This window comes from Labilibaculum sp. (assembly GCF_963664555.1).
Taxonomy (GTDB): domain Bacteria; phylum Bacteroidota; class Bacteroidia; order Bacteroidales; family Marinifilaceae; genus Labilibaculum.
The window spans coordinates 915,524-929,673 of the sequence record NZ_OY761461.1; the positions used below are offsets into that span (position 1 = coordinate 915,524).

Consider the following 14,150-nt stretch of genomic DNA (forward strand, 5'->3'; position numbering starts at 1 on the left):
CTTCAAGACCACTATTTGCCATGTATATAAATAGAAAATCTAAATCACCTAACCTACCAGAATAATCATTTTACCAGATATGATTTTTTAGAAATCTTCTAATATTTTATAAATCAAAGTATCGCATTTAAATGTGTTTCCTTCCACTACTGCATCACCATATCTTTGTGGTAATTTATCAGTTGACATAATAAAATTCCCTATTAGAGCATTTTTGTTTGTAATATCAAATGGGTTTTTGTTGAATTCAATTTTGTATCTGGTAGATTCTAAATGTTGGGTTTTATCAATATCGGAATAATCATCAAAGATTATTTTTGATACAATAAATGGTTTTTTGTAAAAAAATAACGATATAAATTTTCCACCAAGTCCATCATTATTACCTACCTGTAACAAACATTTATTAAGTAGAGTATCTAAATATACTTTTGCTGGCATTCTATAAAGAGTCGTGTCTGATTTTAAGTTTGAAACAATTTTCAAACTGTTTTTTTGAGGAATATCAAATACTTTCTTTTTATACTTATTGACATATATCTTGGTTTGAAAGTTAACTTCAATTATTGTATCATTATGCATCCATCCAAATTCAATTGGCAAATGTGCTTTGAAACTACCTTTGATTTTTTCAAATGGGTGAAGAATTGTATCAGATATTGTAAATTGAAAGGTCTTAATTGGTAAGCTAATTTGATAATCTGCATTGAATTTTCTATCCATTGATTTTCTGGTAATAGATGCTTCAACAACAGATTTTGTGTCAAATTTGATATTTATTTCAGTTCGTTGGCTATTATGTGTGCGATCAAAATCCTTTCCTTTGATATCAGTTGAATTTATAGAATCTTTATTTGTATTTGGGAGGACTTTCCAAATCATTAATTCATAAATATTATTGGTGACACTTCTTAAACTTGTTGAAGGATTAATTGTATCACTTTTTACAGAATTTGATAAAAATAGAAATTCTTTCTGTGCAATAAAGTTGGGATCTATTTTAACTTCCTGCGAATATGTTAATGTTGGGACAATTAAAGCAAGTATTACCATTAACAGATTAATTACAATTATCTTTCTCATCACTTAATTTTTTTTGAAGTTCATTTATACGTGCAATTTGGGTTTCATTAAATTTCGATTTAAAGATGGTGTTTTTATCTAAGCCAAGCCAAGCTAGAGCCTCGTATTCTTTCTGAGTGTGATTGCTTTTATCAAACCATTTTAAAATTGAGACCATTTTCTCGTGCATTTGGTTGATCATATATATGTGTTGTGCCTCACCAAAATTATTAATTCTTTGATAATCATTAATCAGGTCGGGATAACTTTCACTTAGAATAGTTGGATTGACTTTGCCATTTTCTTTTGTTGATTCCTCTACTGTTTTATAAATTTCAGCATGAATAATTTCATGCAAAATAGTATTGCACATTAAAAGATTCGATTTGGCCAAAATATTTTCATTAATCCTTATTTGAATAATATTATAGTAAAACGGGTCTGCATATTGATTGTTAGTACTACGTGTGCCGTACGTTTTACCGTTTACCTGTCGAGGAATTCCAGTACTCATATCCATTGGAATATAACCAATATCAAAAACAAGTGTGAATTTAGAATCTGAAGGCATGAATTCTTTTAGCAGATTTTGAAGTACACTTGTTTCATTTTTAATTTTATCATAAATGCAATCAGCTTTAGTTCCTTTCCAACTATCATCTTCAACAACGGGCGGTGCAGGATTATATCCTGGATAAGGCTCAGGGTCTTTAAGGTTAGAGTTACTACTTCCGCTACTTCCTCCACCATAAGGTGAATTAGTAGAATAATTACCACCATTACTGCTTGCCCAGTCGCCACTGCTATGGTGTTCTTGAAATAAATATTCTGTTGATATAAAACAATCTTCTTCGCTCCAGTAGTGAGTGAAATCTGTTGTGCTTGCTTTATACCAGTATGTATCGCAAATCAAGTAATCAATTGCGATATTTGATTTTACACTTTTAGTTTGTGAATTATTATTTTCTAAAATTATAAGATCAAATTCTTTATTAGAAGTTTCTAAATTAAGTGTTTTTTCAAAATATTGAATCAATCTTTTTGAATATTCATAGGCTGCATCATCTTCATCATTCATTAAAATAAATGATTCAATGTATTGATTCTGATAATAAAGATAATATAGTGCACTAATGGCTTTATTTTTCTGGTCGTAAATGGGAATAATCAGGGAATTGTATTCCTCGTTACCGAAATGCATTCCATAATCCCATTGAGGGAAACCATACGTTTTAACAAAATCTCCGGTAAAAGAAAGAGAATCATCAGCTTGTGCCAAGCATTCAAGAATATAACTCTTGAATTCATCACCACCGGTTTTTTGATGTTTGAAAAATTCATGATTTTGTGTTTTTGCATTGGGCTGTACAATAACATCTTCCTCTTTACCGCACCCGTAAATCAGTAGGAAAGATAGAAACACTACAAGTAAAATTTTTGTTTTAGCTTTTTTAAAAATTAATTTCATAATACTATGTGATTTGGTTTAAATGCCCCTTTATTCCGAATCCTCCTAAACGGTAACCTTAATATCAGGTGTTGTTAAGCATGAAATGCAAAAAAAACAAATCTGTAACGCTTGGTATCAATGCATTGTTTTAAATGTGTAAATGCAATTGTACATTTTGACAATATAAACATCCCCAAAACATTTTTTGTTTTGGGGATGTAACTAAAATGGAGAGCTTATGTTATATCATTTAGTCCCTATTTCGAATCTGTTTTAATTTAGTTATTCTCTAAAAGTGTTTTATTTTTAGATTCCTTTTTTAACTTTTGAATTCGATTTATTTCCTCGTAATATTTAATGCAATTCTTAGGTTGTTTTTTATAATCGTATCTATATCTTTTATTAAAAATATATTCGTACCAATGCCAGTACATTAAAGGATTTTTTTTGAATGTTCGGTACAATTCCTTATCCTTATATTCAGGTTTATACTTCACGAAATTATTATATTCGCGCTCGAGGTATTCTGTGTCGGTATTCTTGTATGGTGAAATTGAAAAGAGGTACTTACTATCATGGGTAATAAAATAGTATTTTTTGCTAAATCCTCCTTCCAAGAATGTTACATAAAATATAACGAAAACATTACTGAGGATAACAAACAATATCAGACCAATGTATAGATTATTTTTTTTTGTTTTTTTCATGGGAATATGCTTAGTTACAACTTTTATTATTGAAAGGAGATATACCTCCATTTAGATTACGGTTTACTCCATTAGGTAATTGCATATTTCTAATATCTTGCCCTAAACTTCCAGGATTAGATCCTTCTCCGCCTAACCATTTACTGCTAGTATCTGGTAAATTTAGCCCTCCCAATTTTGCTACATTAATTCCAAAATCAGTACAGTTAAAGGTACTCAATTGATATTTTTTTGGATAATTTTCAATGTAATACAAAATTGCATTTACTTGACCAGTTGTGATTTCTTTTGTTATGGACACATCATATGCAGTATTACTATCATTTCCGAGGATACTAAAATCAAGCTCCATAGTTGGTTTTGCACCATTTTTAGGATAGAATCCCAAAATTGCGGTGTTATTTCCTTGCGTTAATCCTACAAAAGTGTGCCCTACACTTGTGAACACGGTATAAGTACTATTTGCTAATGGTTGGTCTACATAAATAGTTAATGTCACAGGCAAACTGGGATCTATACAGTCCAAGTACTCTACAACTGAATATATTGGTTTTTCTGGAGCAGGTGTAGGATAAGGTTCTGTTAGTGTTGAATTACTACTTCCACTACTACCACCACCATAAGGTGAATTGGTAGAATAATTACCCCCATTACTGCTTGCCCAGTCGCCACTGCTATGGTGTTCTTGAAATAAATATTCTGTTGATATAAAACAATCTTCTTCGCTCCAGTAGTAAGTGAAATCTGTTGTGCTTGCTTTATACCAGTAAGTATCGCAAATCAAGTAATCAATTGCGATATTTGATTTTACACTTTTAGTTTGTGAATTATTATTTTCTAAAATTATAAGATCAAATTCTTTATTAGAAGTTTCTAAATTAAGTGTTTTTTCAAAATATTGAATCAATCTTTTTGAATATTCATAGGCTGCATCATCTTCATCATTCATTAAAATATATGATTTGATGTATTGATTCTGGTAATGAAGATAATACAGTGCACTAATGGCTTTATTCTTCTGGTCGTAAATGGGAATAATCAGGGAATTGTATTCTTCGTTACCGAAATGCATTCCAGAATCCCACTGAGGTAAACCATATGTTTTAACAAAATCTCCGGTAAAAGAAAGAGAATCATCCGCTTGTGCCAAACATTCAAGAATATAACTCTTGAATTCATCGCCACCGGTTTTTTGATGTTTGAAAAATTCCTGATTTTTAGTTTTTGCATCTGGCTGTACAAACTCATCATCCTTTTCGCAGCTAATGATCAGTAAAGAGGAGAAGAAAACTACAAGTAGAATTCTGGCTCCGGCCTTTTTAAAATTTAATTTCATAATAATAATATGTGATGTGATTTAAATACCCCTTTATTCCTTGCTTAGCCAAAAGTTAACCTTAATAAAACATGTTGTTAAGCATGTTATGAGAATTATAAGTCTGAAACTTCGGTATTTGTTGAAGAGTAGTATGTGTTAAATTATTGGGAAATAGATAATTAATTTTATTGTTTTGAATTATTTAAAAATATGTTTAATTTAAATCGTTTTTTAATTAAATTAATGTTAATCAGGTTAGCCATACTAACCCCAAAACCCAAGTAAAATGGCACAGAAAGAAGATTACCAAGCAGTACTGGATCAGTTAACTGCAATTTTAGCCGAAAAGGTGAGTGCACCGGGAATGCCGGTTGATATTTATGCACAAGAGGCTCTAAACTTAAGTTATTATGCCCTTGGCGATAAAGAATTATTGGTGGCAAAAGGTCTGCAGGCCGGGTATATTGATAGTTTGCCGGTTCGGGTAGGTGCTATGCAGTACGCTCAGTCGGAGTGGCTGGCGGTATCGAATAGTAAAAGTGAGGCAGCAAAGGAATGGAACGGAATATCGGAAAAAGCCAGTGCTTTGCATGGTGAGCTTTTGCACGATTTTCGTTTTGCTTACCGAAACGATAAGGAATTAAAAATGCTGGTGGATAAAATTGCCGAGGGAAATGGCAATGCCGATATGATTCAGGATTTAAGTGATATGCATGCATTGGGAAAAGCGAATCCCGATCAGTTAACGGCAATAAATAAAGACATGAGCAGACTTGATTTGGCGGCTGAGTATGCGGGTGTTTTAGGGAATCTGCTAGCCAAAGCAAATGGGATTCGTGAGGAGAATGATAAGCCGGCAAAGGAAATGCGCGACAGAGCCTATACTTATGTGAAAGAGTCTGTTGATGAAATTTGTATGTACGGAAAATATGTTTTCTGGAAAGATGAGGAAAAAATGGAAAAATACAGCAGCGCCTATTTTCGTAATCTGCGAAAGCAAAAAGAAAAGGAAACAGAAGTAAGCGAATAGCTCTGAAACCCCCGCGCAGGCTAGGTGATTACCCCGCAGGAAGGGGTAAAGTGCTGCAGGAAGCACGCTTTGCCTGCAGAACTGCATATTTTGCCACAGAACCTGTTGATTGATCCGCAGAACTGGCAAAAACGCCACAGAATTGAATGATTTACCCGCAGGACGAACTTTTTTAACACAGAGAAGCGATATACTGCGAAGGACGAATGTGGATGACCAACAAAGCATATTTTTTTGCAAAAATAAACCCCCGATAGCAGTTGATCGGGGGTTTGTGTGTAAAAAACAGATTGAGGTTTTGCGCAAAAACCAACAATTGATCGTCGTTTAATTTTGTAAGACATTTTGGTACTAACCTAATCTCACCTCTTTATTCCGTTTTTTGGTAAAAGGTAACCCTGAAACCTGTGATATTTATTTTAATTGATCTACAGTCTGTTTTATTTTGTCGAGAGCAGTGGCCAGCACCGATCTCGGGCATCCAATATTTATGCGCAGGTATCCTTCTCCTTCGGGGCCAAACTTAGTGCCGTCGTTCACAGCCAAACCTGCTTTATTAACAAACAAATCATGCAGGTCTTTGGTCGAAATTCCAAGCGACCGGTAATCCAGCCAAAGCAAATAAGTTGCCCCGGGTTCAACCAATTTTATTTTGGGGATATGTTCCTGCAGATACTTTCTTAGAAAATCAACATTGCCTTTTAAGTAGACCATTAGCTGATCCAGCCATTCGGCTCCTTCCTCGTAACCGGCCTGCATGGCAACATGTCCAAATAAATTTCCCAAATCCAAATGCAAGGCCGATACCATTCTCTTGTATTTTTTTCGAAATTCAGGATTTGCAATAATAATTACAGAACTTGCCAGGCCTGCAACATTAAAAGTTTTCGAAGGGGCAATACAGGTAATTGTTCTTTGATTTAAATCTTTGGACAGGGAAGCAAGCGGAATGTGTTTGTATCCTTCAAAAATTAAATCCTGATGAATTTCATCGGAAATGATAAAAAAATCGTAGGTTTTGGCAAGATCACCAAGTTGAAGCAATTCTTTTTTGGTCCACACTCTGCCAACAGGATTGTGCGGATTACAGAGAATCAATGCCTTTAAACCCTTTTTTGCCAACTGTTCCAGCTGATTAAAATCCATTTCGTAACCCGTTTCTGTTCTTATTAATGGGTTGTAAACCAATTCTCTTCTGGTATCATTTACAACATGAAAAAACGGATGGTATACTGGCGGTTGAACAGCAATTTTATCTCCTTCATTGGTTAAACTCATCAATAAAAGGGACAGGCCGGTAACTACACCCGGACTTGTTGATATCCACTTTTTACGAACCGACCAGTTGTGTCTGGAACTAAGCCAGCCCTGAATACTTCCAATACAATTATCGCTTCGAAACGAGTAGCCGTAAATCTCGTGATTTGCTCTTTTTAGTATGGCATCTGATATACATGGAGGAACTTTAAAATCCATATCGGCTACCCACAGGGGAAGAAGATCTTTTTTGCCAAAGAATTTATCAAGTCGGTCGTATTTTATGCAGTCAGTGTTTTTTCTATCAATTATTTCATCAAAATCGTAATGCATATTTTCCTTTTTTATAAGTCGAGTGAATTTAGAAAAAAGGCTCAACTAAAAAAAGACTTTCAGGAGTAAGGAGAAAAATTTTTGAAAACAAAGAAATTGTTCCGGGTATTGGTTTCTTTTAGATCAATGTAAAATATGGCCGGGGTAATTTTTTTACGGTAAATTATTGCCTGATTCTGCAATTAACTCAACAATACCCGATCCGTATACACCAATTTCCCAATAATGCCTCTTAGTGCATCCGGTAGGGCAATCGTCCCAGCCATAACTGTAAATTAGGTGCATGAAATCGGAAGTGTAATCCATAATTTCAATTTGAGATCCATCGCCTATGCATAAAGTTGATTTGGTACTAAGAATAAAAGGGATTTTCTTTAGTTCGGCAGCCAATGCCAAATGATTAATGCCGGTTTCTGATCGATATTTGTATTGATTGTTTCCAATGGAATCAAGACTGATATTGTATTCGTAGATGTAATTGTCCAGTTGCCTGTGATCTGAATAGCCATTACGGTACCAGGAACTGATATTAGTATTTATAGTGTCGGAGCTAAGTATGCCTTCGTGCAGTTGAACGGGGCAAAGAGTATGAATCTGATATTCTCTGATTTCATAGGCCGATTGCAGTAAAGAATCTAAAAAGACCATTTGAAGAGCTGATATGACTGGTGCTACATGCGATTCATCAATCTCGATATTGTTTAATTCCCGGGTTTCTTCATTTAAGTACAGGTTTAAACAAAGAAGTTTGGCATCGTCCAAAAGAATTTGAAAAGTTGAGTCAGAAACTCTGGAGTCCTGAATGATATCAGTAGGAAAATCGATTGTAGTTTCACCATCACATGCAACAAAGAATATGCCGGCCAAAAAGGAAGAGAGAATAAAAAGGTAGTTTTTCATTCTAATTTGATTTTGGAAAAAGGTTCGTAATAGCCTTACGTGTTGTGATGCAATAGCTTATCTGTTATACAACGGATTCGAAATGAATTTGTTGCATTTTATCTGAAAAAAATGAATAAATAGTTGATTTAAATTATTTAGAATCATTCTTGATCAATGGTGGTTTTTTGATGATGTAAACAGGTGTTTTTCCGGAACATTTCTGATTGAAATCGAGTAGAATCTTATACTTTTGATAACCAATAAAAAATCAGGCATGACAACATATACTTCATTAAAAAATACTTGCATTATTATCGTTATTCTGGGAGGAATCTACATGGCGGCTCAATTGTTTAATTATTCGAAGATAGATGATCCAACAACAGAGCATATTGGAAGCGAATACATGAGTAAATACAATGTATATGCTTTAAAAACACCCGATAAAATGACTTTTGCCGGTGAAAATGTACCACTGGAAAGGTGGGATGTGAAAGAATCTTTCGATAGAGAATTGTTGGTGAATACCTACTGGCAATCACAAACACTTCTCTTTATTAAAAGAGCGAATCGTTATTTTCCCATCATCGAACCCATTCTGAAAGAGCAGGGGGTACCCGATGATTTTAAATATTTGGCATTGATAGAAAGCGGATTGGTTCCTACTGCAGAATCACCGGTAGGTGCTGTAGGGATATGGCAATTTATGAAGGGAACAGCTAAAGATTATGGTTTGGAGGTTGAAACAGAGGTGGATGAGAGATACAATGTTGAAAAATCGACCATCGCGGCCTGTAAGTATCTGAAGAAGTCGTATGATAAGTATGGAACCTGGAGTTTGGTTGCAGCATCCTACAATGCGGGCAGAAGGTTTATCGATAAACAATTGCAGCTGCAGGATGCAGGGGATTATTTTGATTTGCTTTTAGGGGAAGAAACAGGTAGATATGTATTTCGTATTATGGCTATTAAACGAATAATGGAGAATACAGATGAATTTGGATTTAGATACAGGACATCCGATTTGTATCCAAATATCCCAACCCGTAAAGTGAAAGTTTCGGGAAATGTTGATGATTTTGCTGTCTTTGCAAAGGAAAACGGGGTTAATTATAAGATACTAAAGCATTTTAACCCTTGGCTTCGAAAAGCTTATCTAACAAATTTATCTAAAAAAGAGTACGAAATTACACTTCCTGCCAAAGGATATATTAATTTTGCATTTTCTGAATATAAAAGTCCTTCAGATTCTGTTGCAGTAAAGTAGCAAATTAAAGGGTGTAAAAGGAGATTGTAAATTGAGTATCAAAGACAGCAAGAATAGAAATGGGGAAGAGCGCCTGGAAACTGAAAGCATTGAGGTTTTTGGTGCCCGTGTTCATAACCTCAAAAATATAGATGTAAGCATCCCAAGGAATCAACTTTCGGTAATTACAGGATTAAGTGGAAGTGGAAAATCTTCTTTGGCTTTCGATACAATTTATGCCGAAGGTCAGAGGAGATACATAGAAACTTTTTCGGCCTATGCCAGACAGTTTTTGGGTGGAATGGAGCGTCCGGATGTAGATAAAATTACTGGTTTGAGCCCGGTGATTTCCATTGAGCAAAAAACGACCAATAAAAATCCTCGTTCCACAGTTGGAACCATTACCGAATTATATGACTTTCTTCGACTTCTTTATGCAAGAGCAGGTATAGCCTATTCTTACGAAACGGGAGAGGAAATGGTGAAGTATACTGATGAGCAGATTATTGATTTAATTCATGAAAAATTCAGCGATAAAAGAATATTAATTCTTGCTCCAATTGTAAAAGGCCGCAAAGGTCATTATAAAGAGTTGTTTGAGCAGATCAGGAGTAAAGGATTTCTCTACGCTCGTGTTGATGGCGAAATTGTAGAGCTGTACCATGGCTATAAGGTCGATCGATATAAAAATCATGACATTGAAGTTCTGATTGATAAGTTGGTGGTTGAGGAAGTTGGAGATAAGCGCCTGAAGGAATCTGTTCAAACCGCAATGAAGCATGGAAAGGGAATTACCATGATTCTGGATAAGGATACTGATGAAGTGAGGTTTTACAGTCGTTTGCTGATGTGTCCTACCACTGGAATTTCCTATAATACTCCGGCACCGCATAGTTTTTCATTCAATTCTCCGCATGGAGCTTGTCCCAAGTGTAAAGGTTTGGGGCGGGTAAATGCCATCGATATGGATAAGATTATTCCGGATGCGAATTTGAGTATTCGTGAAGGTGGAATTGTTCCTTTGGGAAAATATAAAAATTCATTGATATTTTGGCAGCTCGAAGCGATTGGCCGAAAATATCATTTCGTGATGGATACGCCCATAAAAGAAATACCCGATGAGGCGTTAAGTATTATTTTGGATGGTTCCAGCGAAACATTCAAACTGGAAAATACGCCGTTGGGCGCATCTTCCAATTACTTTCTTAGTTTCGATGGGGTGATTAAGTACATTTCAAATCAGGAAAGCAATGTAACATCGAAAAAAGCTAAAAAATGGGCCGAGCAATTTATCATTACAAAAGTTTGCGAATCCTGTAATGGCAATCGTCTAAAAAAAGAATCCCTTCATTTTAAAATCCACGATAAAAATATCTCGGATGTTTCAACAATGGATCTAGGCTTGTTGAGCGAATGGTTTCAGGATTTGGAACAGCACTTAAACAAAAAACAACAAATAATAGCACAGGAGATATTGAAGGAGATCCGATCACGATTAGGCTTCCTGATTGATGTTGGGTTGGAATATCTGTCTCTCAACCGAAGTTCTGTAACTCTTTCGGGAGGAGAATCGCAGCGTATTCGCCTGGCAACCCAAATTGGATCTCAGCTCGTTAATGTGCTTTATATTCTTGATGAGCCAAGTATCGGTTTGCATCAAAGAGACAATCAGCGGCTAATCTATTCCCTGCAGCAATTGCGTGATTCGGGGAATTCGGTAATTGTTGTTGAGCACGATAAGGATATGATTCTTTCGGCCGATTATGTGGTTGATATGGGACCATTTGCAGGAAAACATGGGGGAGAGGTTGTAGTTGCAGGAACACCTGCTGATATCCTAAAAGGAGATAGTTTAACGTCTCATTACTTAAATGGAGATAAAAAAATTGTGATTCCTGAAAGCCGACGGGAAGGGAATGGAAAAACAATAAGCTTAAAAGGCTGTACGGGCAATAATCTTAAAAATGTAAATATTATTTTGCCTTTGGGTAAGTTTATTTGTGTTACCGGTGTTTCAGGGAGTGGCAAGTCAAGCTTGATAAATGGAACATTGCAGCCAATTTTATCTCAGCATTTTTATCGTTCGGTTGCAGATCCCTTGCCATACGAAAAAATTAGCGGGATAAAGAATATCGATAAGGTAGTGGAAGTGAATCAGTCACCCTTAGGTCGCACACCAAGATCCAATCCGGCTACCTACACCAATTTGTTTGGTGATATCAGAAAGTTATACGAGAAATTGCCGGAGTCGCAGATTCGTGGATACAAGGCCGGACGATTCTCATTCAATGTGAAAGGCGGCCGATGCGAAACTTGTCAGGGTGCAGGTGTTCGGTCTATCGAAATGAATTTTCTTCCTGATGTTTACGTGCATTGCGATGAGTGCAACGGAAAGCGCTACAACAGGGAGACTTTGGAGGTTCGTTACAAAGGAAAATCGATTGGGGATGTTCTGGATATGACCATTAATCAATCAGTAGAATTTTTTGAACACATTCCTTCTATTCAAATGAAATTAAAGGTTCTTCAGGATGTTGGATTGGGATATATAACTCTTGGGCAGCCATCAACAACTCTTTCGGGAGGTGAGTCGCAAAGGGTAAAATTAGCAACTGAGCTGGCCAAAAGAGATACCGGACAAACCATGTACATTCTCGATGAACCAACTACAGGTTTGCATTTTGAAGATGTGAGAGTTTTGCTTGAGGTATTGAACCGATTGGTAAATAAAGGAAATACAGTTGTAGTGATAGAGCACAATATAGATGTAATTAAAGTTGCCGATCATGTAATTGATATTGGAGTTGAAGGTGGCCGGAATGGTGGTGAAATCTTGTTTGAGGGGACACCTGAAGATTTGGTTTCATGTAAGAAATCATTTACCGCTCAGTTTTTAAAAGATGAAATGAAATAATTTATAAACGAAATTAAATAATGAGGATCTCCAGATGGGGATCCTTTTGTTTGTCATCAAATTGAAGGAAAATCAAATTGATTCAAATTTAAAATCTTACATGAAGCTTAACAAAATTTAACTCGATAGCTTTTAAATGTGCCATCCTTATTGCGTATCTTTAAAAACAGTATAATCATAACCGGGTACATTGTAAATTTAGAATTCTATGGGAAAATTGATTGATATTTATTTTGAAGATATAAAAGAGAAAAGATCTTATCCTATTGGCACAGATCTTCAAACAATACTTGCAGATCTCAAACCTCAGCTTAATGGGGAGGTGCTTGGAGCAATGGTTAATAATAAGCTTAAGGAGTTAAGCTACGAAATTTACAAGCCTAAAAATATCAAGTTTGTGGATGGAACGCATGCCAATGGCCGCAGGATGTATGTTCGATCTTTGTGCTTTTTGCTTTATAAGGCAGTTCATGATTTGTACCCAAAAGTAGGTTTTCGGGTTGAACATTCAATTTCGAATGGCTTGTATTGTCGGATAACAGATAAGAATGTAATACTTACGGCTGGGGATGTTGAAAATATAAAGAAGAGAATGGTTGAGATCATTGAGGCTGATCTTCCTTTTGTTCGTGAAGAAATTGAAACTGAGAACGCAATAGCATTGTTCGAAGCTCATGGTTTGAAAGAGAAAACCAGTCTGTTTCGTACCCGGGGAAATTTATTCACATCTGTATATCATTTAGGCGATAGTGTTGATTATTTCTATGGTTTTTTGGTTCCGTCTACAAGTAAACTTAAAGTGTTTGATTTATTGCCTTTTGCTCAGGGAATGTTACTTATGGCACCTGGGAAAAGAAATCCTTTGGAAGTAGAAACCTTTATTCCTCAGGAGAAAATGCTGAAGATATTTAGTGAATACAAACGATGGGGAAATGTTTTAAATATTTCCAATGTTGGTGATTTAAATGGCTACGTTGAAAATAAAAATATTTCAGAACTGATAAAAATATCAGAAGCTTTGCACGAAAAGAAAATTTCTCAAATAGCCGATAAAATTAGGAAGAAAAGAAAGCATGTAAAGCTCATTTTGATTTCCGGACCTTCATCATCAGGGAAAACAACTTTTGGAAAAAGATTAGCCATTCAGCTTAAAGTTGCAGGTCTGCATCCAGTAAATTTATCTTTAGATAACTATTTCGTTAATCGGGAAAAAACTCCTAAAGATGAAAATGGAGAGTACGATTTTGAGGCATTGGAATCTTTGGATGTTCGCTTGTTTAATGAAAATTTGGTCGATCTGCTGAATGGTAATGAGGTTGAATTACCAAAGTTTTCATTTGAGACCGGTTCTCGTTATTTCAATGGAGAGAAATTGAAAATTAATGGCAAGCAGGTTTTGGTTGTGGAAGGAATTCATGCTCTAAATCCAAAATTAACTCCGCTTATTGCCGATGATTCAAAATTTAGAATTTACATTTCTGCTTTGACCTCAATTTCTATTGATGGTCATAACAGAATTCCATCAACCGATAACCGTTTGATTAGAAGGATTGTCAGGGATCATAAATATCGAAATTACAGTGCTTTCGACACGATTAGTCGTTGGCCTAGTGTTAGGCGTGGTGAAGAAAAAAATATTTTCCCGTATCAGGAAGAGGCCGATGTGATGTTTAATTCAGCTCTTCAGTACGAGTTAGGTGTTTTAAAGAGATATGCTGAACCAATATTGAAAGAGGTTCAGCCTAATCAGGAAGAATATTCGGAAGCAAATAGGCTGCTAAAGTTTTTTAGCTACTTTCTTCCAATCAGCGCCGTTGAAATACCACCTACATCTTTAATGAGAGAGTTTTTAGGCGGAAGTACTTTTGAGTATTAACTTGTTAATAACTTTTTGCCTGTTCATATTCATCCCTGTTTTAGTTGTTAATATCCTTAATGACTAAATCAGGGA

At 35.4% G+C, this 14,150-nt stretch carries 9 protein-coding genes; 4 read left to right on the plus strand and 5 right to left on the minus strand.

What is annotated here, in order from left to right; all coding sequences use genetic code 11:
* Window positions 1-87 precede the first annotated feature (87 nt).
* The 3 genes from ACKU4N_RS03840 to ACKU4N_RS03850 all read right to left on the minus strand — a co-directional run bounded on the left by ACKU4N_RS03840 (window position 88) and on the right by ACKU4N_RS03850 (window position 4,555).
* Window positions 88-1,083, minus strand: coding sequence for a hypothetical protein (locus tag ACKU4N_RS03840; RefSeq protein WP_321320752.1), 996 nt, complete (start codon window positions 1,081-1,083; stop codon window positions 88-90).
* A complete protein-coding gene (locus ACKU4N_RS03845; RefSeq protein ID WP_321320754.1) occupies window positions 1,061-2,530 on the minus strand; it encodes a hypothetical protein in 1,470 nt (489 codons plus the stop codon). The genes ACKU4N_RS03840 and ACKU4N_RS03845 overlap by 23 nt, the downstream gene beginning before the upstream one ends.
* A 699-nt stretch (window positions 2,531-3,229) precedes the next feature.
* Window positions 3,230-4,555, minus strand: a complete 1,326-nt coding sequence (locus ACKU4N_RS03850) for a hypothetical protein (RefSeq protein ID WP_321320756.1) — start codon at window positions 4,553-4,555, stop codon at window positions 3,230-3,232.
* 268 nt (window positions 4,556-4,823) lie between these two features.
* On the opposite strand from ACKU4N_RS03850, the gene ACKU4N_RS03855 reads away from it, so the two are divergent.
* Window positions 4,824-5,567 carry a hypothetical protein gene (locus tag ACKU4N_RS03855; protein ID WP_321320758.1) on the plus strand — a complete coding sequence of 248 codons (744 nt, stop codon included), beginning with the start codon at window positions 4,824-4,826 and terminating at the stop codon, window positions 5,565-5,567.
* A gap of 414 nt (window positions 5,568-5,981) precedes the next feature.
* Here the strand turns inward: ACKU4N_RS03855 and ACKU4N_RS03860 are convergent, their stop codons facing one another.
* A complete protein-coding gene (locus ACKU4N_RS03860) occupies window positions 5,982-7,157 on the minus strand; it encodes a MalY/PatB family protein (RefSeq protein ID WP_321320760.1) in 1,176 nt (391 codons plus the stop codon).
* 153 nt (window positions 7,158-7,310) lie between these two features.
* Window positions 7,311-8,057, minus strand: coding sequence for a hypothetical protein (locus tag ACKU4N_RS03865; protein ID WP_321320763.1), 747 nt, complete (start codon window positions 8,055-8,057; stop codon window positions 7,311-7,313).
* A 256-nt stretch (window positions 8,058-8,313) separates the two neighbouring features.
* Here ACKU4N_RS03865 and ACKU4N_RS03870 point away from each other — a divergent pair, with 256 nt between their 5' ends.
* The 3 genes from ACKU4N_RS03870 to ACKU4N_RS03880 all read left to right on the plus strand — a co-directional run bounded on the left by ACKU4N_RS03870 (window position 8,314) and on the right by ACKU4N_RS03880 (window position 14,075).
* Window positions 8,314-9,306, plus strand: a complete 993-nt coding sequence (locus tag ACKU4N_RS03870; RefSeq protein ID WP_321320764.1) for a lytic transglycosylase domain-containing protein — start codon at window positions 8,314-8,316, stop codon at window positions 9,304-9,306.
* 37 nt (window positions 9,307-9,343) lie between these two features.
* Window positions 9,344-12,199, plus strand: a complete 2,856-nt coding sequence (uvrA, locus tag ACKU4N_RS03875) for an excinuclease ABC subunit UvrA (protein WP_407937239.1) — start codon at window positions 9,344-9,346, stop codon at window positions 12,197-12,199.
* Window positions 12,200-12,407: 208 nt separating this feature from the next.
* Window positions 12,408-14,075: a nucleoside kinase gene (locus ACKU4N_RS03880; RefSeq protein ID WP_321320768.1), complete on the plus strand. Its 1,668-nt coding sequence runs from the start codon at window positions 12,408-12,410 to the stop codon at window positions 14,073-14,075.
* The last annotated feature ends 75 nt before the right edge of the window (window positions 14,076-14,150 follow it).

Coding starts and splice junctions, on each gene's coding strand:
- ACKU4N_RS03840 (WP_321320752.1), bottom strand. CDS start 1,083: ATGAGAAAGATAATTGTAATTAATCTGTTAATGGTAATACTTGCTTTA.
- ACKU4N_RS03845 (WP_321320754.1), bottom strand. CDS start 2,530: ATGAAATTAATTTTTAAAAAAGCTAAAACAAAAATTTTACTTGTAGTG.
- ACKU4N_RS03850 (WP_321320756.1), bottom strand. CDS start 4,555: ATGAAATTAAATTTTAAAAAGGCCGGAGCCAGAATTCTACTTGTAGTT.
- ACKU4N_RS03855 (WP_321320758.1), top strand. CDS start 4,824: ATGGCACAGAAAGAAGATTACCAAGCAGTACTGGATCAGTTAACTGCA.
- ACKU4N_RS03860 (WP_321320760.1), bottom strand. CDS start 7,157: ATGCATTACGATTTTGATGAAATAATTGATAGAAAAAACACTGACTGC.
- ACKU4N_RS03865 (WP_321320763.1), bottom strand. CDS start 8,057: ATGAAAAACTACCTTTTTATTCTCTCTTCCTTTTTGGCCGGCATATTC.
- ACKU4N_RS03870 (WP_321320764.1), top strand. CDS start 8,314: ATGACAACATATACTTCATTAAAAAATACTTGCATTATTATCGTTATT.
- ACKU4N_RS03880 (WP_321320768.1), top strand. CDS start 12,408: ATGGGAAAATTGATTGATATTTATTTTGAAGATATAAAAGAGAAAAGA.